Source organism: Sporosarcina sp. P1 (assembly GCF_002743155.1).
Taxonomy (GTDB): Bacteria; Bacillota; Bacilli; order Bacillales_A; family Planococcaceae; genus Sporosarcina; species Sporosarcina ureae_B.
Genome location: NZ_PDYS01000018.1, coordinates 1 through 21,274 on the forward strand (window position 1 = coordinate 1; position 21,274 = coordinate 21,274).

The 21,274-nt window shown below is 42.3% G+C and carries 21 protein-coding genes and 1 riboswitch; of the genes, 20 read left to right on the forward strand and 1 reads right to left on the reverse strand.

The genetic code is table 11. The annotated features are described in order from the left end of the window. The first annotated feature begins 211 nt into the window (after positions 1 to 211). The 9 genes from CSV73_RS13890 to sufB all read left to right on the forward strand — a co-directional run bounded on the left by CSV73_RS13890 (position 212) and on the right by sufB (position 9,994). Complete coding sequence (locus CSV73_RS13890; RefSeq protein WP_085131464.1) at positions 212 to 1,237, forward strand: methionine ABC transporter ATP-binding protein; 1,026 nt, start codon at positions 212 to 214, stop codon at positions 1,235 to 1,237. Then, positions 1,230 to 1,898 carry a methionine ABC transporter permease gene (locus tag CSV73_RS13895; protein WP_085131463.1) on the forward strand — a complete coding sequence of 223 codons (669 nt, stop codon included), beginning with the start codon at positions 1,230 to 1,232 and terminating at the stop codon, positions 1,896 to 1,898. The genes CSV73_RS13890 and CSV73_RS13895 overlap by 8 nt, the downstream gene beginning before the upstream one ends. A gap of 65 nt (positions 1,899 to 1,963) precedes the next feature. Continuing rightward, positions 1,964 to 2,815 carry a MetQ/NlpA family ABC transporter substrate-binding protein gene (locus CSV73_RS13900; protein WP_099627902.1) on the forward strand — a complete coding sequence of 284 codons (852 nt, stop codon included), beginning with the start codon at positions 1,964 to 1,966 and terminating at the stop codon, positions 2,813 to 2,815. 528 nt (positions 2,816 to 3,343) lie between these two features. Then, a complete protein-coding gene (locus CSV73_RS13905) occupies positions 3,344 to 4,525 on the forward strand; it encodes a dicarboxylate/amino acid:cation symporter (RefSeq protein ID WP_099627880.1) in 1,182 nt (393 codons plus the stop codon). Positions 4,526 to 4,792: 267 nt separating this feature from the next. Further along, positions 4,793 to 5,572, forward strand: coding sequence for a Fe-S cluster assembly ATPase SufC (gene sufC, locus CSV73_RS13910; RefSeq protein WP_085131460.1), 780 nt, complete (start codon positions 4,793 to 4,795; stop codon positions 5,570 to 5,572). An 18-nt stretch (positions 5,573 to 5,590) separates the two neighbouring features. Next, on the forward strand, positions 5,591 to 6,898 hold the full coding sequence (gene sufD, locus CSV73_RS13915; RefSeq protein ID WP_085131459.1) for a Fe-S cluster assembly protein SufD: 1,308 nt from the start codon (positions 5,591 to 5,593) through the stop codon (positions 6,896 to 6,898). After that, positions 6,898 to 8,127, forward strand: coding sequence for a cysteine desulfurase (locus tag CSV73_RS13920; RefSeq protein ID WP_099627881.1), 1,230 nt, complete (start codon positions 6,898 to 6,900; stop codon positions 8,125 to 8,127). The genes sufD and CSV73_RS13920 overlap by 1 nt, the downstream gene beginning before the upstream one ends. After that, positions 8,117 to 8,554, forward strand: coding sequence for a Fe-S cluster assembly sulfur transfer protein SufU (gene sufU, locus CSV73_RS13925; protein WP_085131457.1), 438 nt, complete (start codon positions 8,117 to 8,119; stop codon positions 8,552 to 8,554). Before CSV73_RS13920 ends, sufU begins: the two co-directional genes overlap by 11 nt. Before the next feature lie 42 nt (positions 8,555 to 8,596). After that, positions 8,597 to 9,994 (forward strand): Fe-S cluster assembly protein SufB, encoded by a 1,398-nt coding sequence (gene sufB / locus CSV73_RS13930; protein ID WP_099627882.1) that lies wholly within the window; start codon positions 8,597 to 8,599, stop codon positions 9,992 to 9,994. A 108-nt stretch (positions 9,995 to 10,102) separates the two neighbouring features. Here the strand turns inward: sufB and CSV73_RS13935 are convergent, their stop codons facing one another. Further along, positions 10,103 to 10,486, reverse strand: a complete 384-nt coding sequence (locus CSV73_RS13935) for a hotdog fold thioesterase (protein WP_085133558.1) — start codon at positions 10,484 to 10,486, stop codon at positions 10,103 to 10,105. A gap of 211 nt (positions 10,487 to 10,697) precedes the next feature. On the opposite strand from CSV73_RS13935, the gene CSV73_RS13940 reads away from it, so the two are divergent. The 11 genes from CSV73_RS13940 (at position 10,698) to CSV73_RS16375 (ending at position 21,189) form a co-directional block, all read left to right on the forward strand. Then, positions 10,698 to 11,162 carry a MarR family winged helix-turn-helix transcriptional regulator gene (locus CSV73_RS13940; protein WP_099627883.1) on the forward strand — a complete coding sequence of 155 codons (465 nt, stop codon included), beginning with the start codon at positions 10,698 to 10,700 and terminating at the stop codon, positions 11,160 to 11,162. Between the two features lie 179 nt (positions 11,163 to 11,341). Next, positions 11,342 to 12,319, forward strand: a complete 978-nt coding sequence (locus CSV73_RS13945; RefSeq protein ID WP_099627884.1) for an NAD(P)H-dependent flavin oxidoreductase — start codon at positions 11,342 to 11,344, stop codon at positions 12,317 to 12,319. 247 nt (positions 12,320 to 12,566) lie between these two features. After that, the gene (locus CSV73_RS13950; RefSeq protein WP_099627885.1) at positions 12,567 to 12,803 is read left to right on the forward strand and encodes a glutaredoxin family protein; all 237 of its coding nucleotides are present in this window, start codon (positions 12,567 to 12,569) and stop codon (positions 12,801 to 12,803) included. A gap of 164 nt (positions 12,804 to 12,967) precedes the next feature. Next, positions 12,968 to 13,321: a rhodanese-like domain-containing protein gene (locus tag CSV73_RS13955; protein ID WP_199093131.1), complete on the forward strand. Its 354-nt coding sequence runs from the start codon at positions 12,968 to 12,970 to the stop codon at positions 13,319 to 13,321. A 174-nt stretch (positions 13,322 to 13,495) separates the two neighbouring features. Further along, a complete protein-coding gene (locus CSV73_RS13960) occupies positions 13,496 to 14,356 on the forward strand; it encodes a DUF72 domain-containing protein (protein WP_099627887.1) in 861 nt (286 codons plus the stop codon). After that, complete coding sequence (locus CSV73_RS13965) at positions 14,356 to 15,180, forward strand: sulfite exporter TauE/SafE family protein (protein ID WP_099627888.1); 825 nt, start codon at positions 14,356 to 14,358, stop codon at positions 15,178 to 15,180. The genes CSV73_RS13960 and CSV73_RS13965 overlap by 1 nt, the downstream gene beginning before the upstream one ends. A gap of 5 nt (positions 15,181 to 15,185) precedes the next feature. Beyond that, complete coding sequence (locus CSV73_RS13970; protein WP_233202905.1) at positions 15,186 to 16,565, forward strand: bifunctional metallophosphatase/5'-nucleotidase; 1,380 nt, start codon at positions 15,186 to 15,188, stop codon at positions 16,563 to 16,565. Positions 16,566 to 16,612: 47 nt separating this feature from the next. Beyond that, entirely contained in the window at positions 16,613 to 17,380 is a 768-nt protein-coding gene (gene yunB / locus CSV73_RS13975) for a sporulation protein YunB (protein ID WP_085131448.1), read from the forward strand. A gap of 55 nt (positions 17,381 to 17,435) precedes the next feature. Next, positions 17,436 to 17,611, forward strand: a riboswitch (Lysine riboswitch). Between the two features lie 193 nt (positions 17,612 to 17,804). Beyond that, positions 17,805 to 19,373: a Na+/H+ antiporter NhaC family protein gene (locus CSV73_RS13980; protein WP_085131447.1), complete on the forward strand. Its 1,569-nt coding sequence runs from the start codon at positions 17,805 to 17,807 to the stop codon at positions 19,371 to 19,373. 160 nt (positions 19,374 to 19,533) lie between these two features. Continuing rightward, positions 19,534 to 21,054 (forward strand): sodium-dependent transporter, encoded by a 1,521-nt coding sequence (locus tag CSV73_RS13985; protein WP_085131446.1) that lies wholly within the window; start codon positions 19,534 to 19,536, stop codon positions 21,052 to 21,054. Beyond that, the gene (locus CSV73_RS16375; protein WP_232319208.1) at positions 21,055 to 21,189 is read left to right on the forward strand and encodes a methionine/alanine import family NSS transporter small subunit; all 135 of its coding nucleotides are present in this window, start codon (positions 21,055 to 21,057) and stop codon (positions 21,187 to 21,189) included. The last annotated feature ends 85 nt before the right edge of the window (positions 21,190 to 21,274 follow it).

Consider the following 21,274-nt stretch of genomic DNA (forward strand, 5'->3'; position numbering starts at 1 on the left):
ATACTAAAGCGGAAAGCGCCGTGAAGGCACGACAGGCGTTGGAGGACTTACCACAAAGGCGTTCTTTGCCTTTTTGGAAAGTCTGAAACGACCCGAGAGCCTGGCGCTTGTAGCTAGATGATACTAAAGCGGAAAGCGCCGTGAAGGCACGACAGGCGTTAGTAGTGTTCTGAAAGACATATTAAAAAGACTTAATGAGGTGGTGCGGAAAATGATTCAACTAACAAACGTTCATAAAAAATACCAATTGAACCGTTCAGAAATTGTCGCGGTAGATGATGTGACAGTAGCCATCGAAGAAGGAGAAATTTTCGGCGTCATCGGGTACAGTGGAGCAGGAAAAAGTACATTAATTCGACTATTGAACGGTCTTGAAACACCGACGTCCGGCAGTATTCTGATTCACGGACAAGAAATGACGACATTACAAGGTGCTGGCCTGCGCAATGCGCGTCAAAAAATCAGCATGATCTTCCAGCACTTTAACTTACTATGGTCTAGAACGGTAGAAGAAAATATCATGTTTCCTCTAGAAATTGCTGGCGTGAAGAAATCGGCACGTAAGCAAAAAGTGAAGGAATTGATCGATCTCGTTGGATTGACAGGTCGTGAACAGGCATATCCATCGCAGTTATCAGGTGGTCAGAAGCAACGTGTCGGCATTGCGCGAGCGCTTGCAAATGATCCTGAAGTCTTACTTTGTGATGAAGCAACGTCCGCACTCGATCCTGAGACGACGAATGCGATTCTTGATTTATTGACGGACATTAATGAACGTCTTGGACTAACGATTGTGTTAATTACGCATGAAATGCATGTCATCCGCAAGATCTGTCATCGCGTGGCGGTCATGGAAGCGGGGAAAGTCGTGGAAATCGGCAATGTACTGGATGTCTTCCAATCTCCACAAGCGGAAATTACCAAGCGCTTCATTTCACAGGTGACCGATACCGGTGATACGGACGCAGCGATGGCGCATTTACAGCAAGAGTCCCCTGATGGCAAGTTGATCAAGTTAGCTTTCATTGGTGAACGTACAGAGCAGCCAGTACTTGCGGAGTTGATCCGCAAATTCCCAATCGACGTCAACATCGTGCAAGGAAATATTTCAACGACACGTGACGGCGCATACGGCACACTCGTCTTGCAACTAGTAGGAGACGCGGCGATTATAGAGGAAGCCATTGCTTTCTTGGATGCCAATGAAGTGAAGACGGAGGTGCTGATCCATGATTGAGCAATGGTTCCCGAACGTGAATTGGGATAAAATGTGGGAAGCAACCGGTGAGACACTTTATATGTCTGCCTACTCCACGTTCTTTACATTTGTCTTCGGTATCGCACTTGGTTTGTTGTTGTTTTTAACAAGTCCTGGTCAGTTATGGTCAAATAAAATAACCCATGTCTTTACAGGCGCATTCGTGAATATATTCCGATCGATTCCGTTTATCATTTTGATTATTTTATTGATTCCTCTTACGAAATTATTATTCGATAGTATGCGTGGACCGAATGCCGCCTTGCCCGCATTGATTATCGGTGCCGCTCCGTTTTATGGCCGTATGGTATTGATTGCATTGCAGGAAATCGATAAAGGGGTTATCGAAGCAGCGCGCTCAATGGGGGCTAAGACGTCGACGATCATTTTCAAAGTATTGTTACCTGAATCCATGCCGGCATTAGTCTCGGGAATTACCGTAACCTCGATTGCACTTGTCGGATATACGGCAATGGCAGGAGTGATCGGTGCAGGTGGTCTAGGTACACTCGCGTATTTGGAAGGGTTCCAGCGCAGCCGTGAAGATGTAACTATAATGGCAACGATTTTGGTATTGATTATCGTGTTTATCATTCAATTTATCGGTGATTTCATCGCAAAACGTTTGGACAAGCGATAATAGGATTTTCAGGGAGACCTGTTAACCATAGAAATATTCCATAATGGAGAGGGAGAAATGTGGATATGAAGAAGTTTTTATTCAGTCTATTCGCAGCCGTACTAGTGCTTGCATTGGCAGCTTGCGGAACGAAAGACGAAGGTAGTAAAGATAATGCAGCATCAGATGGAGCAGAAAAAGGCGAGAAAACGTCATTGGTAGTCGGCGCATCTAACACACCACACGCTGTAATTTTGGAAGAAGCTAAGCCATTATTAGCTGAAAAAGGCTATGATTTAACAATTGAAAGTTACACAGATTATGTACTGCCAAACAAAGATTTGGACGAAGGCACACTGGATGCGAACTATTTCCAACACATTCCTTATCTAGAGAGCCAAATTGCCGATTTCGGTTATGATTTCGTCAATGCAGGCGCAATCCACATCGAGCCAATCGGTGTGTATTCTAAGAAATATGACTCATTGGAAGAACTTCCAGACGGAGCGACGATCTTAATCAGTAACTCTGTTGCAGATCACGGTCGAGTACTTGCTATGCTTGAAGAAAAAGGTTTGATCAAGCTAGCGGATGACGTGGAAAAAGTGAAAGCCGAAGTAGGCGATATCGTAGAAAATCCAAAGAACTTGAAGTTTGATGCGAACTACGAAGCAGCGCTAATGCCTCAGTTGTATAATAACGATGAAGGCGACGCATTATTAATCAACTCCAACTTCGCAATCGATGCAGGTTTGAATCCAATGGAAGATTCGATCGCATTGGAAGATAAAGAGTCTCCATATGTTAACGTAATTGCTGTAAAGAGCGGTAATGAAGACAGTGATGCAATCAAAGCATTAGTAGAAGTATTGACTTCAGAGCAAATTCAAGATTTCATTTTGAAAGAATGGTCTGGATCCGTTGTTCCCGTGAAATAAAATAATGCCCGCCGGTAGCTATCGCAGCTACCGGTTTTTTATTTGTATATATGTTGGGAGATTTGCTCTATGGGGTGGTGTATCCGCTCAATCCCGCGCGTGACTCGCTCAATGTGTGTGGTTATCCGCTCTATCTAACGTGTGACCCGCTCAATGAGTGTGGTTATCCGCTCAATCCCGCGCGTGACCCGCTCAATGAGTTGGTTTATCCGCTCTATGGAGCGCGTGGCCCGCTCAATGTGTGGGTTTATCCGCTCTATGGGGCGCGTGGCCCGCTCAATGTGTGGGGTTATACGCTCTATCAAGCGCGTAACCCGCTCAATCCCACACAAGCCCCGCTCAACAAGTAGTAACATCCCCCACTACCGCAGACCATCCAACTTCCAAACAACTCCACTAGATCCACTTCCTCACAACCCACAAGAAAAACATCAAATAAATTCAAACAAAATCTTCTTTATTCTATCGACTTGTGATAAAGTTGATTTTGTTTGAGTAATACATATGTGTATTTGAGGAGGACGTATTGTGAAGTTTAAATTAGGGCTCATTTGGCGAATTCTAATCGCCATTGGGCTGGCGATCGGACTTGGTTTAGTATTGCCGATGATCCATGAAGGATTTGCGCATTGGTTCGTTCGCTTAGCAGCTACATTTAATATGTTATTCGGTGGATTCTTGAACTTTATCGTTCCACTGATTATCATTGCGTTTATCGCACCAAGTATTGCAAAGCTTGGAGCAGGTTCCGGGAAATTGCTAGGAATGTCTGCTGCATTTGCGTATGGATCTACGGTGATCGCGGGATTGCTTGCGTATTTCGCAGCAACGAATATTTTGCCGAACTTCATTCAACCCACGACGAAGACGGACATTGCAGAAGGCGCGCGTGAAGCTGGAGTAGCGTTCTTCGAAATGGAAATGGATCCAATGATGGGGATCATGACCGCTTTGCTATTGGCATTTGTGCTTGGCATTGGAATGGCAGCGATTAAAGGGAAGACGATGATGTCGTTCTTCGATGAATTTAATTTAATTATCAACAAAGTCATTTCTGTCGTCATTATTCCATTACTACCTTTCCATATTTTCGGGATTTTCCTGAATATGACGTATACAGGTGAAGTAGCGAATGTGCTTTCAGTCTTTGTATTTGTTTTCATCATGATCATTCTTCTTCATTTGATCATGTTAACATTCCAGTACACAGTGGCGGGTACATTGAACAAACGGAATCCGTTCGTGTTGATGAAAACGATGCTACCTGCGTATTTGACGGCTATCGGAACACAATCTTCTGCTGCAACGATTCCGGTTACGTTGCGTCAAGCGAAAAAGACGGGTGCTTCAGAACGTGTAACGGATTTCGCGGTACCATTGTTCGCAACGATCCATTTATCGGGTAGTACGATTACGATTGTTTCCTGTTCTATCGGGGTTATGCTGATGAACGGGTTTGATGTAAGTTTTGGTTCGTATTTGCAATTCATCTTTATGCTAGGTGTTACGATGATTGCCGCTCCTGGTGTGCCGGGTGGCGCAGTTGTCGCGGCTACTGGGCTACTCACGACTATGCTTGGATTCAGTGACAGCATGGTAGCCTTAATGATTGCACTGTATTTAGCGCAAGATAGTTTCGGAACAGCAACAAACGTTACAGGTGACGGGGCGCTTGCGATGATCGTCGACCGTTTCACTAAAAAAGTATAGAATAGTAGAAAAGTCGGTTACTTGACCGGCTTTTTTGCTGTCTACTTCTTATGTACTAAGATCTGATTGATTCTCATTCACTAGTTGTCAAATGAAAAATAAATATCGTGAAAAATATACTCATCCGCGTGGTTGCAATGAAATTAGTCAATATGTGTAATGATTCTTAAAGATTTGCAACCCACTCGAATATGGGTTAAGATTAGAATGATACTAAATAGAGAATGGATAATAACCATTCAACGCGATTATACTGGAGGTATTGGAATGGCAATTTTGGAAATTAAAGATCTTCATGTCCGAATTGAGGACAAAGAAATCTTAAAAGGTGTTACCTTAACAATAAATACAAATGAGATCCATGCAATCATGGGGCCAAATGGTACGGGGAAATCTACGCTTGCATCAGCAATCATGGGTCACCCGAAATATGAAGTTACATCCGGATCAGTTACTCTTGATGGAGAAGACGTATTGGCGATGGAAGTAGATGAGCGTGCGAGAGCCGGTCTATTCCTAGCTATGCAATATCCAAGTGAAATCACTGGCGTAACAAACGCAGATTTCCTCCGTTCTGGAGTGAACGCACGTCGTGAAGAAGGCGATGAGATTTCTTTGATGAAATTTATTCGTGAAATGGATAGCAAGATGGAAGTTCTTGAAATGGATGAAGATATGGCAACTCGTTATTTAAACGAAGGTTTCTCAGGTGGAGAGAAAAAGCGTAATGAAATTCTCCAACTTATGATGTTGAAACCGAAGTTTGCAGTACTTGACGAAATTGACTCAGGTCTGGATATCGACGCATTGAAAATTGTTTCTAACGGAATCAACCAAATGCGCGGCGAAGGTTTTGGTTGCTTGATCATCACTCACTACCAACGTTTGTTAGACTATATCACGCCGGATAAAGTGCATATCATCATGCAAGGTAGAATCGTGAAAACGGGTGGTTCTGAATTAGCTAAGAAACTTGAAGTTGAAGGTTATGACTGGATCAAAGATGAACTAGGTATCGAAGACGAAACTGTTGGACAAGAAGCATAAGAAAGGGGACGACTCAAAATGACGGTTGAAACAACATTGGCATTGACCGAACAAGACGTCCGCTCTTATTCCGCAAAAGTGGAGGAAGCTGCTTGGATGGCAGATTTTCGTTCGAACGCTCTAGCAAAAGCTGAAGTGCTCGAAATGCCAAGACCAGATAAAACTAAAATTACAAAATGGAATTTCACAGAATTCCCTTCACATACAGTTGAGAGCTCGATTTTCGCAGGATTGGAAGAATTGCCAACTGAAGCGAAAGCATTAATCGATGACGAACAACAACAAAATATTTACGTGCAGCACAATAATACACCTGCATACCTTTCATTGTCTGAAGATTTGAAGTCACAAGGTGTTATTTTGACGGATATCTTTACAGCATCACGCGAACACAGTGAGTTGTTACAGAAATACTTGATGACTGACGGTGTGAAAGTGGATGAGCATAAGTTAACAGCTCTTCACGCAGCATTGATCAACGGTGGAGTATTCGTCTACGTACCTAAAAACGTAGTAATCGAAGATCCATTACAAGTCCTTTTCATTCACGATAATGAAGAAGCATCACTGTTCAACCACGTAGTAATCGTGGCAGAAGAAAACAGTCAAGTAACATACGTAGAAAGCTATCTTTCTACTATGGAGCATGCAGCAACACAAGCAAACATCGTAGCTGAAGTATTTGCTATGGCCAATGCGAAAATTGTCTACGGATCAGTCGACGTATTAGCGGAAGGTATGACAACTTATGTCAACCGTCGCGGTGTTACTGGACCTCACGCACGTATTGAGTGGGCGCTTGGATTAATGAACGACAGCAATACGATTTCTGAAAACATCACGCATTTAGTCGGTGACGGCTCATCTAGTGATATGAAATCCGTTGTGGTTGGACGCGGTAGCCAGAAACAAAACTTCACATCTGAAATCGTCCACTGGGGACTTGATACAGATGGTTTCATCTTGAAGCACGGTGTTATGAAAGAAAACTCATCTGCTATCTTTAACGGAATCGGCCGAATCGCAAAAGGGGCAACTCGTTCCAACGCGGTACAAGAGTCCCGTATTCTCATGTTAGGTGAAAGAGGACGTGGAGACGCGAACCCGATTTTGCTCATTGATGAAAATGATGTAACGGCAGGTCACGCCGCTTCAGTAGGACGTGTGGACCCACTACAAATGTTCTATCTAATGAGCCGTGGTATTACACAAGAAGAAGCAGAACGCCTCATCATTCATGGTTTCTTAGCTCCAGTTGTTAGCAAATTGCCAATCGCAGGAGTTAGAAAACAATTGACGGAGGTTATTGAAAGGAAAGTGCGCTAATGCTCAGCAAAGACATCCGCAATCATTTCCCTATATTAGACCAAGAAGTCAATGGACATCCACTTGTCTACTTGGATAGCGCTGCGACTTCACAAAAGCCTGTGCAAGTAATCGAGGCACTAGATCGCTATTATCGCTTTGATAATTCCAATGTTCACCGTGGGGTGCATACACTTGGAAATCGTGCGACAGATGGGTATGAAGGTGCTCGTGAGAAAGTCCGTAAATTCATTAATGCTAAATCCACGCAAGAAGTCATCTTCATGCGCGGTACAACAACAGCTATTAACACGGTTGCGCAAAGTTATGGCCGTGCCAATGTCTCGGAAGGTGACGAAATCGTCATTACACATATGGAGCACCACTCCAATATCATTCCGTGGCAGCAGCTCGCTAAAGAAACTGGCGCAGTGTTAAAATATATTGATTTAGAAGAAGACGGTACGTTATCACTTGATAAAGTACGGGAAACGATTACCGATAAAACGAAAATTGTTTCTATCATGTATGTTTCCAACGTTCTCGGCACGATGAATCCAATCGAAGAAATCACAAAAATTGCCCATCAACACGGTGCAGTGATGTGTGTGGACGCTGCACAAGCAGCTCCACATTTAAAAATAGATGTACAGAATCTAGATTGCGACTTCCTTGCATTTTCCGGACACAAAATGTGTGGACCTACCGGTATCGGTGTCCTCTACGGTAAAAAGGATTTACTCAATAATATGGAACCTATTGAATTCGGCGGCGAAATGATTGATTTTGTCGGGCTATACGAATCCACATGGAAAGAATTGCCTTGGAAATTCGAAGGTGGTACACCTATTATTGCAGGAGCTATTGGACTCGGTGCAGCCATCGACTTCTTGGAAGAAATCGGTTTGGACGCAATCGAACAGCATGAACACGAACTAGCTGGTTATGCTATGGATAAAATGTCTGAAATCGACGGCTTGACCATTTATGGACCAAGAGATCCCGATCAACGTGCAGGATTGGTCACATTCAACTTAGATGATGTCCATCCTCATGATGTTGCAACTGTACTCGATATGAATGGTATAGCTGTTCGTGCCGGTCATCACTGTGCACAACCATTGATGAAATGGTTAGAAGTTTCTTCAACAGCGCGTGCCAGCTTCTATCTTTACAACACCACTGATGACGTAGATCGCCTCGTGGAAGGACTTCGCACAACAAAGGAGTATTTTAACGATGTCTACTAATAAACTAGATCAACTTTATCGATCTGTAATCATGGAGCATTATAAACACCCGAAAAACAAAGGCGTTTTGGAGAATGGTAATGTCACGATTGACATGAATAATCCGACTTGCGGTGACGTCATTCGTTTAACGATGAACGTAGAAGATGACATCGTCAAAGACGTCAAGTTTGAAGGGGAAGGATGTTCCATTTCCATGGCATCCGCTTCTATGATGACACAGATGATCAAAGGTAAAACAACTGAAGAAGCAGTTAAGTTAGCACATACTTTTTCAGACATGATGTTAGGCAAAGAGTTGGACGAGTCGATTGACCTCGACGACCTAGAAGCATTATCGGGTGTCGCGCAATTCCCTGCCCGCATTAAATGTGCAACATTGAGCTGGAAGGCGATGGAAAAGGGAGTCTCTGGCGAGTCGCAATGACCTTGGCCATAGTACGAGCAATTATGGAACGGAGGAATAATAATGGCAAAACAAATGCCGGAAATCGGCGATTACAAATACGGTTTCCATGACAAAGACGTTTCTGTGTTCCGTTCAGAGCGTGGATTAACGCGTGAGATAGTGGAAGAAATTTCTTCAATGAAGGAAGAACCACAATGGATGTTGGATTACCGTTTGAAATCTCTTGAGATTTTCTATAGTAAGCCAATGCCACAATGGGGCGGAGACTTGAATTCATTGAAGTTTGATGAAATCACGTACTACGTAAAACCATCTGAAGGTGCAGAAACTTCTTGGGATGAAGTACCTGAAGAGATCAAGCGTACGTTTGATAAACTAGGTATTCCTGAAGCGGAACAAAAATACTTGGCAGGTGTATCTGCACAGTATGAATCTGAAGTGGTTTACCACAATATGAAAGAAGAACTAACTGATCTAGGAATTGTCTTTAAAGACACGGATTCTGCACTTCGTGAAAACGAAGAGTTGTTCAAACAATATTGGGGTACGGTAATACCGAACTCAGACAATAAATTCTCAGCGTTAAACTCTGCTGTATGGTCTGGTGGATCATTTATCTATGTACCACCTGGCGTAAAAGTAGAAACACCGCTACAAGCCTATTTCCGTATTAACTCGGAAAACATGGGACAGTTCGAGCGTACGATGATCATCGTAGACGAAGGCGCAAGCGTTCACTACGTAGAAGGGTGTACAGCACCTGTTTACACAACTAACTCACTACACAGTGCGGTTGTTGAAATCATCATCAAAAAAGATGCATATTGCCGTTACACAACGATCCAAAACTGGGCGAACAACGTCTACAACTTGGTAACGAAGCGTGCAGTATGTGAAGCGAATGCGACAATGGAATGGATTGATGGCAACATTGGTTCTAAATTGACGATGAAATACCCAGCAGTCATCCTAAAAGGTGAAGGCTCACGTGGTATGACGTTATCGATCGCATTAGCAGGTAAAGGACAGCACCAAGATGCCGGCGCGAAAATGATGCACTTGGCACCTAATACGTCTTCTACTATTGTTTCAAAATCCATCTCTCAACACGGCGGAAAAGTAACGTATCGCGGAATTGTCCACTTCGGACGTAATGCGGACGGAGCTCGCGCCAACATTGAGTGTGATACGTTGATCATGGATAAACTATCTACTTCAGATACAATTCCATACAATGAAATCTTGAATAACAATATTTCATTGGAACACGAAGCAAAAGTATCGAAAGTTTCTGAAGAGCAGCTCTTCTATTTGATGAGCCGCGGTATTCCTGAATTGGAAGCAACAGAAATGATCGTTATGGGCTTCATCGAGCCATTCACAAAAGAGCTACCGATGGAATATGCGGTAGAGATGAACCGTCTGATCAAGTTCGAAATGGAAGGTAGTATTGGGTAAGGGTTGTTAACTCAACGTTTATGCGATATTCCTAACAGTTGAATAAAGCAACGTGCCGATTTCATGCCGATTCAATTCGGTTGGTCGGCACGTTTTTTTGTATTTATCTCACTTTTTCTCAACAACAGCAATCGTACATCTCGAAACACTAATTAATTTACCTGCCTCATCCGTGATTTGGATATCCCAAACCATTGATGTGCGTCCTTTATGGAATGGAACGGCAGTAGCGGTGACGATGCCATCTTTTTTACCTCGTATGTGATTCGCATTGATTTCCAGGCCGACTGGATAATGCGTTTCGGGATTTACGTTTAAAGCAGCTGCAATGCTAGCCGCAGTTTCTGCGAGAGCTACTGAAGCACCTCCATGCAGCAATCCCATAGGCTGAATGGTTTTCGGACCAACCGGCATTTCACAGACGACTTTGTCAGGATCAAGTTCTTTAAAAGTAATTCCCAATGCGCCAATCAATGTTTGTTCTAAATCCATACTATCCAATAAATTAAGTTCTTTCATCATTTTCCCTGCCTCCATTTCAATGATATACTTCTACTACATGTATATACATGTAGTAGAAGCATACTACTAAGAGTCAAGAGAAATCCAACTTTTAAAAGTATACACATACATATATACTAGAATAAATTATCAAGACGGCTGAAACATTGCGATCTTCATTGTAAGGAAAGAGGTGGACATCATGACAAAAGACTTGGATCAAGAGCAAGCAAATTATATTATTGACGTGTGTGCTAGTGCAAATCTTCGAACGGTATCTGGTTCACTAACGCAACTGTACAATCATTTATTGAAACCTACTGGATTGAAAATCACTCAATATTATATGCTCGGCAATATTTATACATCGCCAGATATTTCGATTAGTAAATTAGGCGAGATTATGTTGTTGGATCAAACGACTGTTACGCGTAACTTGAACATATTACATGATTCCGGCTTTGTGCAGATCAAGAGAGCGAAACAGGACTCGCGAACTAAAGTGGTCACGATAACAGGATTAGGCTACGGGAAGTTAAATGAGGCTACTCCTATCTGGACACAAGTGCAGGAACAAATTGAAGGCGCTATCGGCAAATCAGAGTATATGGACTTACTGAAGAAGTTGGAGTCACTACAGAAAGTGATTGATGAATTTAAAAGTTGAACCACATAAAAATGAATCTTCATTCATAAATTGATTGACAACTCAAAAAAATCAAGTAAAATACATGTATATACATGTATCAAAGAATGAAGATTTTTGAAGAGTAGCAGTGTACGTTCTTTACAGAAATACACTGAACACATTTTGAAAGCGCTTACGATAAAAGGAGAGTGTTACTGATGAATTTAGTAGAATTGAAAAAGAGTATGAGTCTTCCGGTGATCGCATCCCCGATGTTCATTATTAGTAATCCTAAGACGGTGATTGAGCAGTGTAAAGCAGGAGTAATCGGTTCTATGCCTTCTCTAAACGCAAGACCGGTTGCCCAATTCGAAGAGTGGTTGATCGAGATCACAGAAGAATTAGCTGACTACAACGCAAAAAATCCTACTAAACCAGCTGCGCCATTTGCGATCAACCAAATCGTTCACCGGTCTAATGAAAGATTGCAGGAAGATATGGAACTATGTGTGAAGTATAAAGTTCCCATCATTATTACATCTCTAGGTGCAAGAGAAGACGTCTACGAGGCAGCCCATAGTTATGGCGGAATTGTATTGCATGACGTGATCAATAATATGTTCGCAAAGAAAGCAATTGAAAAAGGTGCAGATGGTTTAATTGCAGTCGCTGCAGGAGCGGGAGGGCACGCGGGTCCTAAAAGTCCGTTCGCACTCGTTCAAGAAATCCGTGAATGGTTCGATGGGCCACTGGCACTTGGCGGTTCTATAGCGACTGGCGGAAGCGTATTGGCAGCCGAAGCTATGGGGGCAGACTTTGCATACATCGGGTCGCCATTCATCGCTACTGAAGAAGCGAGAGCAGTTGAAGAATATAAACAGGCAATCGTAGACGCAACTTCGGATGATATTGTGTACAGTAATTATTTCACTGGAATACACGGAAATTATTTAGCTACGTCCATTCGTGCTTCGGGCTTAGATCCAGATAACTTACCGGAAAGTGATCCTAGTAAAATGAATTTTGGCGGAGATGCAGGCCAAAAAGCTTGGAAAGATATTTGGGGCTGTGGTCAAGGAATCGGTATAATCGATAAAGTACAACCGACAAAAGATTATGTTGCACAATTAGCCAAAGAGTATAGTGAAGCAAAGGATAAGTTGGTAGGCGATAGAGTGAATACAGCGAGCAGATAAGAATATTGCGTAAAATTAAAACGTCCATAGAATCATGAAAAAACAAGTATGGTTTAATTCAGACATGCTTGTTTTTTCTATTGATATGTAGTGTTAGTGAATAGATTTAGTTTGCATTCGGTTAAAGAAGTAAGTAGCCTGCTCTTCTTTAAAGACAAACACCTTCGCGTCTAAGAATCAATTGATTGATTTTATACCTGGCGGGGTATATACTAAATGTATTAACGAATGGAAAGGAGTTTTTCATATGTCTGAAAAAGCAACTGTATATGTATCCTCTACTTGTCCTTATTGTACGTTGATGACAAATTATCTTGATGAAATCCATGTGCCTTATGAGACGATCAATGTCTCTACACATCCTGCAGTGGGAGAACGTCTCGTGGAATTAACAGGACAGATGGGCGTTCCGCAAACTCAGTTGAATGGAAAGTGGATTATCGGCTTTGATCCAGCAAGTATTCACGCTGCACTAGATGCATGAATAAATTCCAGCAGATTTTATTCAACCGAAGCTGTACAATCCAATCAACAGAAGAAATGGAAAAGAAATTATTTCCGCGCTTTTGTATCGGCAACATAGCGTTTGCGGTGATGGGTGTAATTCTCGTCATCATAGAATGGACTCATTAAAAGGAGGTACGCATTATGGGATGGATCGTCATAGCACTCATCGTCGGCTTAATAGTTTGGCGAATGAAGCCTGCAAAAGGTGTGCATTCAATCACGACTGAACAATTAAAAGCTAGAATAAAAGAACAGAACGTCCAGTTTATCGATGTGCGTTCACCGGCTGAATATAAAGGACGCCATATAAAGGAATTTAAGAATATCCCATTGAATGTGCTTTCGAATAAATTGGGAACGCTGAAGAAAGATCAAGAAGTTATTGTCATCTGTCAAAGTGGCATGCGTAGTTCGAATGCAGCAGGCCAACTGAAAAAAGCAGGATTCTTGAATGTAACGAATGTACGTGGTGGAATGAATGCGTGGCAAGGGTAAATAGTAAAGAGGCGTCTCGAGGATTCTATCTCGAGGCGCTTTTTACTTGGAAATACAATTGATCGGAACCTAGGAAATATAGAGAATAGTAAAATCAAGTCAAGAAGTACGGTTTTTCTAAAAATACATAAGATATGATACACTAAGCTAAAGATAATAAGAGGAGGTCTTTCCATGATACATGTTGGTCTGACAGGGTGGGGAGACCATCCGAGCCTATATAATGAAAATACAGTCGCAAATAAAAAACTACTAGACTATAGTAAACACTTTCCAATCGTCGAACTAGATTCGACGTTTTATGCTATACAATCAAAGAAAGTTATGGATAAATGGACAGAGGAAACGCCTGCTAATTTCCAATTCATCGTGAAGGCGTATCAGGGCATCACAGGTCATCAGCGTGGAAAGTTACCCTATGATTCTGAAGAAGAAATGTTCTCGCTGTTTAAACTGTCGATGACATCGTTTGTTGAAGCGGGGAAGCTAGCGATGGTACTGGTACAGTTTCCGCCTTGGTTTGATTGCAAGAAGGAAAACGTTGATCGCATTCGCTATGTGCATGAACAATTACAGCCGTTACCGATTGCTGTGGAGTTTCGCAATCAAACGTGGTATTCTCCAGCTTATCGAGAAAAAACACTCGACTTTCTAAAAGACTTGCACATCATCCACGTCGTTTGTGATGAGCCACAAGTAGGGGACGGCAGTGTGCCTCTAGTCCCCGTTTCGACTGATCCGAAAGTGCTGTTACGTCTCCACGGGCGCAATGATAAAGGATGGGTCAATACAATGGGAGATAGTAAGGCATGGCGTAAAGTTCGCTATCTTTATGATTATAATGAAAAAGAGTTAGAGAGTATGAGTGAAATCGTTAAACATCTTGAGAAACAGACAGAAGAAGTATTTGTCATCTTTAATAATAACTCCGGCCAGCATGCCGCGAAAAACGCCAAACAATTTGCAGGATTACTCAACATAGAATATGGTCAGCCTCTCACCAAGCAAATGGATTTGTTTGAGGAGGATCACTAATGGAGTTTGTTGTACTTGCTTTCATTGGTTTAGCATCGGGGATTATCGGTTCGATTGCTGGCCTGGGTGGCGGAACAATTTTGGTTCCTGTCACATTATTTGTCGGATTAAATTTAGGAATGATACCTGATATTACACCACAAAGTGTAGTGGGCTTGTCGGTCATCATGATGATTGCGAACGGACTTGGATCGACACTGTCCTATATGAAAGTAAAGACAATTGATTATCGTAGTGCCATTTTATTTTTCGCTGCGAGTATACCTGGGATCGTACTCGGTGCGCTAGTCAATAAAAGCGTAAGTTTGTCTTCATTTAATTTATATTTTGGTATATTGCTCATTGTTTTATCTACACTGTTATTAACGAGGAAATATTTGAAACCGATTAGATGGTTTGTGGACAACGGAAAAAAGATCAAATTTACTGATCCCCAAGGTAAAACGCATATCTATGGATACCCAATTTGGTTTGCTATCCTATTGGCGTTGTTCATTGGATTTACATCGGGGTTATTCGGAATTGGTGGCGGTACGATGATCGTGCCGGCAATGATTTTACTCTTCTTGTTCCCGCCACATGTGGCTGTCGCGACATCCATGCTGATGGTATTTTTATCAGCAATCGTCAATTCGATTTCGCATATTTCACTCGGTCATGTGCCGTGGCTCTATACGATTCCTGTTGTGCCGGGAGCCTATTTCGGTGGAATGCTCGGAGCCTATTTAAATAGCAAAATGAAATCAGAGACATTAGTTTTAGTCATACGCATCATTTTACTCGTCTTTGGACTACATTCCATTTATGAGGGGATTTGGGGTTGACACATATGAAGGAAACAGTAGCGACGATTCATATTTATCATACGAATGACATCCATAGTCATTTCGAAAATTGGCCGCAAATTCATCACTTTCTTAAAAAGCGGAAGCAACTAGCGGAAGCCAATGGGGAGTCTTATTTTCTATTTGATATTGGAGACCATATTGATCGGTCACATCCGTTTACCGAAGGAACAGAAGGTAAAGGAAATATCGAATTATTAAACGACGCAGGATATGACGCAGTAACGATTGGCAATAATGAAGGAATCACCATGTCTAAGGAAGCGCTGAATAGATTATATGAAGACGCGCACTTTGATGTAATGCTCTGCAACTTGACTGAACTGGATGGTAAGCTGCCGTACTGGGCGAAAACGTCCAAGGTATATGAGACTACAGAAGGTGTGCGCGTCGGTGTCATAGGTGCCACGGCGCCATACTACGCGTTTTATGAACAACTTGGCTGGAGCGTAGGCGAACCGCACACGGCGTTGCAGGAAATGGCACGCAACTTGCGTCCGCAATGCGATGTCATCGTTTGTCTTTCGCATTTAGGCATCAATGAAGACCGTCTTTTGGCTGCGCAATGTCCGGAAATCGATGTGATTTTAGGTGCACACACGCATCATTTATTACAACATGGTGAATGGATCGATGACACATTACTTGCGGCAGCAGAAAAGTTTGGTCATTATGTCGGTCATGTTCAAGTCGATATAGACCGTATGACAGGTCAAGTCGTTCATATGAAAGCAGAGGTTTTTCCAACACAGATGATGGAAATGTCAGAAGCGGATATTGAACAAGTGAATAGCTTATTTGCTAAAGGAGAAGAGGCTCTAGAAGCTCCAGTATTTTATAATCCTGCACCATTATCACAGCGCTTAACAGGAGATAGTCCATTATCGTCGCTGTTTGGTCGCGCATTACTTACGTATCTCGATGCCGACTGTGCACTATTCAATGCAGGGATTTTCCTTGGTAGTTTAGGTAAAGGGTGGGTGACGAAAGGGGATTTGCATTCTTTATTGCCACACCCTATCAATCCTTGCCTTATCCATCTGGATGGTGCTGATTTGTTGACGATCTACGAGGAGTCACTTGATCCAAAGTGGACAGAACTTCCGATAAGAGGTTTAGGATTTCGTGGTACGCTGATGGGTAGCATGATACATGAACATTTATACCGCAACATGGACGGAAAATTATTTGCAGGCAATCGTTTGGTGGAGCCTGGTGAAATGTATACGTTGGCCACACTTGATATGTTCACGTTCGGCTTTTTCTATCCGTTATTAAAGGAAGCGAAAAAAGAATATATCATGCCAGAAATGATTCGCGATATTCTCGGTTGGTATGGAAGAAAATATTTCAATGAGCGCTAGTTATGTCCGCCTCTTATTTCGCATAATGTGAAGTAGGAGGCGTTTTCATGCGGTTTTATACGAATCAGAAACGACCAAAGAAATTTAATTATGGCAAAACTATACTGCGCTTTGTCATCCCGACAATTTTGGTGGGAGTGGCGATATTTTTCTATACGGTCAATAAACAGTTAACGCCAATCTATACACAATATGCCGAAGTGCAAACGCAGAAAATAGCTAGTCACGTTATCAGTCAAGCTATTAAAAATCGGTCCACGAGTGTCTACGATGTTAATGAAATTATCGAAAATATTCCCGATAATACGACAGATACGGTGACGACTAAATTTAACGCAGAAATCATCAGCCAAGTCATGTCAGAAATTCATCAACTCGTAGAAGATCATCTAGAGCGTGCTGAAGGCGGAGATTTGGATATGTTACCGCCACTCGGAGATCTCGAGTATAATCCAGATCGCATGCAAAAAGAACAAGGTATCGTGTTCTTCGTTCCACTTGGGCAAGCGACGAATATACCGCTAATCGGTAACTTGGGACCGAAAATCCCTATACGTTTTCATGTCGTGGGTGATGTACATGCGAACGTTGAAACAAATATACGGGAATTCGGCATTAACAATGCGTATGTAGAAGTGAATCTGATGTTGCAAGTGAATGTACAGATCATAGTTCCGCTAGCGACAAGTAAGAGTGTCGTAGAACAGGAAATTCCTATCGCAATGGGATTAATTAGAGGGAAAGTACCTCAAATCTATTCGAAAGGAGAGCAAACGCCAGCACAAATCGAAGTCCCACTTGAGAAGACGGAGTAAATGGGTGTTGTGAACAATGTCGATTATTGCTACACTAAGAATAGAAGAATATCGAGACTTACGTAGAGGCTGCATAGTTTATGAGTACCTGGCGAGAGAGTGACATCTATGACCGCGAGCGAAAGGAGGCAATGCCGAAGTTTGAGAAGAGTCAACTTCTCAAGTTGGGGTCATTTCGAAGAGGAATGACACTGTCATACAGCGATAAATGTATGGAGAGCTACAGTTGCCAATTGTACTGCGATTTATTTAATACTTTGCTTTGACCAATTGACTGGCCGACTCCTACACGTATGCTACTGCCTGTGGGGTTGGCTTTTTTATCGGGAAATTTTGGAATTACAAGATAGTATCTGCTTTCCACTCTTCGAAAGATCTTCTGCATTTCGATATCATCTAGCAACTAGAAAGAGGAGGAATTACAATGATCGGAACATGGGTCTCTATTTTGCCTCCTATTATCGCCATCGTGATGGTGTTAGTGACAAGGAGAGTATTATTATCATTAGGAGCGGGAATTGTTACAGCGGCTTTACTGTTAGCGAACTTTGCTCCATTTGAGACACTGAAAGGTATATGGAAGGCCATGACAGTTTCATTTTGGGATGGCGGGCTTAATACATACAATATATTTATTATGCTATTTCTATTATTACTAGGTGTCATTACGGCATTCGTCAGTCTATCTGGAGGAAGCGCTGCATTTGCGCGCTGGGCAGTTACTCGTATCCGTACAAAACGTGGAGCCAAGCTGTTGACGATGGGGCTTGGGATTGCAATTTTTGTGGATGACTATTTCAATGCTTTGGCAGTTGGACAAATTGCGAGACCAATTACAGATCAGCACAAAATCTCTCGTGCGAAATTGGCCTATTTCATCGACTCTACGTCGGCACCCATCTGTGTCGTGTCGCCCATCTCAAGCTGGGGCGCATTCTTAATTGGACAACTTGCGCTTATTTTAGGTACAACGGCAGCGGTGAGCTATTCACCATTAACTGCATTCGTTTTGATGGCGCCGATGAACTTCTATGTCATTGCGACATTGTCCATGGTCTTCTTCTTTGCTTGGACGAATAATGACTTCTTTGAGATGAAGAAGCATGAAGATCGCGCCATGAACAAAGGTGAACTATATGACCCAAGTAAAGAAATACCAGGTCAGTTGAAAGAAGAATTCCCTGAGCATACGCATGGAAAAGTTCGTGATTTGGTTGCGCCGATCTTGACGTTAATTGCGGTGACACTCGGCATGATGATTTTCACGGGCTATAAAGAAGCAGGCGTTTTCGATATTTGGGCAATATTTGAAAATACTGATGTACCGTTCTCTCTAGTAATTGGTGGTGTTACAGCTACTTTGCTAGCTATGTTGTTATATATTCTACAAATGAAAAAGAACGAAACTGCAAGTGTATCATGGATGGGCCGTGCATTGATTAGCGGAGTGAGAGCGATGATGCCTGCTATTCTTATTTTGATTTTCGCTTGGGGATTGACTGAACTAATCGCTTCCCTCGATACAGGTCTATTCCTTTCTACGATGGTAGAGCGTATGAATATTCCTGTCACTTTCCTTCCGGTATTGATCTTCGTATTAGCAGGATTAATGGCGTTCTCGACAGGCACTTCATGGGGTTCTTTCGGTATTTTGATGCCAATTGCGGGTACGATCATGGTCAATGCAGCACCTGAACTATTATTACCGGCATTGGCGGCAGTACTTGCAGGCGCGGTATTTGGTGATCACTGTTCACCGATTTCTGATACGACTATACTTTCTTCTACTGGAGCGGGTTGTAACCATATGGATCACGTATCCACACAGTTACCTTATGCGCTTGTCGCAGCTGGTGTAGCTGCAATTGGGTACATCGTTCTCGGAGTGACTGGTTCTGTCTGGATCGGTTTAGTAGCTGTTATTATTACTCTGATAGTTTTATTTACGTATTTGAGCACTAAAGGTAAGAAACGTTCAGAACAAATAGCATAGTTTCCCTTTTAGACTAAGAGTGATAATTACTTCATTCTTAGTCTAAATTTGTTTTGACATCTCTAATTGGGCTGTTTATACTAAATATACAGAACTAAAGTTGTCAGAATAAATTGAATGGTGAAAGTTTTGTAAAATAACAAAAGAGAGGTGAAGTTGTATGGAGAATCGTTCACAGTGGGGAACGAGAGCTGGCTTTATATTGGCTGCAGTGGGGTCGGCTGTAGGACTCGGAAACATTTGGCGCTTTCCTTATGTCGCCTATGAAAATGGCGGCGGCGCATTTTTTATCCCGTACTTATTTGCACTTTTAACAGCAGGTATTCCGATTCTGATCATGGAATTCACGATTGGTCATAAATACCGTGGATCAGCCCCACTATCATTCTTCCGTTTGAATGGTAAAAAAGCTGAGTTTCTAGGTTGGTGGGGGATTTTTGTATCCTTCGTTATTTCTACCTATTATGCCGTAATCATTGCATGGGCCATGAAATATACCGTCTACTCATTTAGTTTATCGTGGGGAAAAGACCCGGAAGGATTCTTCTTTGGAGACGTTCTGAGCTTAGCCGATAACCCTGGGGAAGTTGGAGGACTCGTTGGAGGCGTAGTACTACCATTGCTCCTTGTCTGGGTGATTTGTTACATCATCTTAATTGGCGGAGTCAAGAAAGGGATTGAGTTGGCGAATCGGATATTTATTCCTGTTCTTTTCCTACTCTTCTTATTTGTCGTCATCCGTGCCATCACACTTGATGGAGCCATGATTGGACTGGATGCGTTCTTTAAACCAGACGTCGATAAATTACTGAACCCCCGTGTATGGGTTGCAGCATATGGACATATCTTCTTTAGTTTATCGATCGCATTTGCAATTATGATCACGTATTCTAGTTATTTACCGAAGAAATCGGATATTACAAATAACGCCTTTATTACAGGTTTTGCCAACTCTTCTGTCGAGTTATTGGCAGGTATCGGAGTGTTTGCCGTACTAGGATTCATGGCAACAAATCAAGGAGTAGATGTAGCAGACGTTGCTACTGCAGGTGTAGGGCTTGCATTCGTCGTGTTCCCTGAAATTATTAATCAAATGCCAGGATTAAATGGCCTGTTCGGTGCATTCTTCTTCCTGTCACTGACACTTGCTGGTATCACATCACTCATCTCGATTTGTGAAACGTACATTGCAGGTATGTCAGATAAATTCAATATTTCAAGACGTCGCTCGGTGACGATCGGTATTGGACTGTCAGCAGTCATCTCCATGCTGTATGCAACGAACGGGGGGTTATACTTCCTAGACGTGGCAGATTACTTCATCAACCAATTTGGTATCGCAGTCATCGGTTTAGTGGAAGTTATCTTACTAGCTTGGGTGTTCAGAAAACTCGGACTGTTCGAACAGCATGCGAATGCAGTATCAGATATTCGTCTCGGCTGGTGGTGGAAAGTATCGTTATCATTCATCACACCGTTAGTATTGGGTACGATGTTATTCTTCCTGATTAAAGACAATATTGCAGAAAACTATGAAGGGTATCCTACATCGTTCTTATGGACGATTGGCTGGCCGGTAGCAATTGGCGCATTCGTGATGTCGATCGTTTTCACCTCATTAAAATGGAAAGACAACACAAGAATCGTATCAGATTATGAAGAAGATAAAGGGGGGCTATAAATGGATACAGGAATGAGCGGCTCTGCAATTCTCATGATGCTACTCGGTGTGACCATCATCTGGGGCGGTCTATTTATTAGCATCTTTTACGCTACGATCCTCAGTAAGTTTCGAAAGAAATTCAAAATCGAATAGTAAACGATGGACACTTGTAACCGGACATTTGGTTGCAAGTGTTTTTTTTGTTGTGAGTTGGCATGAGCTCCTTTCAGTTGTTTCA

What these genes read in the sequence shown, in the direction of transcription:
- sufD (WP_085131459.1), top strand. Translation starts at nt 5,591, where the DNA reads ATGACGGTTGAAACAACATTGGCATTGACCGAACAAGACGTCCGCTCT.
- CSV73_RS13920 (WP_099627881.1), top strand. Translation starts at nt 6,898, where the DNA reads ATGCTCAGCAAAGACATCCGCAATCATTTCCCTATATTAGACCAAGAA.
- CSV73_RS13940 (WP_099627883.1), top strand. Translation starts at nt 10,698, where the DNA reads ATGACAAAAGACTTGGATCAAGAGCAAGCAAATTATATTATTGACGTG.
- sufC (WP_085131460.1), top strand. Translation starts at nt 4,793, where the DNA reads ATGGCAATTTTGGAAATTAAAGATCTTCATGTCCGAATTGAGGACAAA.
- CSV73_RS13965 (WP_099627888.1), top strand. Translation starts at nt 14,356, where the DNA reads ATGGAGTTTGTTGTACTTGCTTTCATTGGTTTAGCATCGGGGATTATC.
- CSV73_RS13935 (WP_085133558.1), bottom strand. Translation starts at nt 10,486, where the DNA reads ATGGATTTAGAACAAACATTGATTGGCGCATTGGGAATTACTTTTAAA.
- CSV73_RS13980 (WP_085131447.1), top strand. Translation starts at nt 17,805, where the DNA reads ATGATCGGAACATGGGTCTCTATTTTGCCTCCTATTATCGCCATCGTG.
- yunB (WP_085131448.1), top strand. Translation starts at nt 16,613, where the DNA reads ATGCGGTTTTATACGAATCAGAAACGACCAAAGAAATTTAATTATGGC.
- sufB (WP_099627882.1), top strand. Translation starts at nt 8,597, where the DNA reads ATGGCAAAACAAATGCCGGAAATCGGCGATTACAAATACGGTTTCCAT.
- CSV73_RS13945 (WP_099627884.1), top strand. Translation starts at nt 11,342, where the DNA reads ATGAATTTAGTAGAATTGAAAAAGAGTATGAGTCTTCCGGTGATCGCA.
- CSV73_RS13960 (WP_099627887.1), top strand. Translation starts at nt 13,496, where the DNA reads ATGATACATGTTGGTCTGACAGGGTGGGGAGACCATCCGAGCCTATAT.
- sufU (WP_085131457.1), top strand. Translation starts at nt 8,117, where the DNA reads ATGTCTACTAATAAACTAGATCAACTTTATCGATCTGTAATCATGGAG.
- CSV73_RS16375 (WP_232319208.1), top strand. Translation starts at nt 21,055, where the DNA reads ATGGATACAGGAATGAGCGGCTCTGCAATTCTCATGATGCTACTCGGT.
- CSV73_RS13895 (WP_085131463.1), top strand. Translation starts at nt 1,230, where the DNA reads ATGATTGAGCAATGGTTCCCGAACGTGAATTGGGATAAAATGTGGGAA.
- CSV73_RS13900 (WP_099627902.1), top strand. Translation starts at nt 1,964, where the DNA reads ATGAAGAAGTTTTTATTCAGTCTATTCGCAGCCGTACTAGTGCTTGCA.
- CSV73_RS13955 (WP_199093131.1), top strand. Translation starts at nt 12,968, where the DNA reads ATGGGATGGATCGTCATAGCACTCATCGTCGGCTTAATAGTTTGGCGA.
- CSV73_RS13985 (WP_085131446.1), top strand. Translation starts at nt 19,534, where the DNA reads ATGGAGAATCGTTCACAGTGGGGAACGAGAGCTGGCTTTATATTGGCT.
- CSV73_RS13970 (WP_233202905.1), top strand. Translation starts at nt 15,186, where the DNA reads ATGAAGGAAACAGTAGCGACGATTCATATTTATCATACGAATGACATC.
- CSV73_RS13950 (WP_099627885.1), top strand. Translation starts at nt 12,567, where the DNA reads ATGTCTGAAAAAGCAACTGTATATGTATCCTCTACTTGTCCTTATTGT.
- CSV73_RS13890 (WP_085131464.1), top strand. Translation starts at nt 212, where the DNA reads ATGATTCAACTAACAAACGTTCATAAAAAATACCAATTGAACCGTTCA.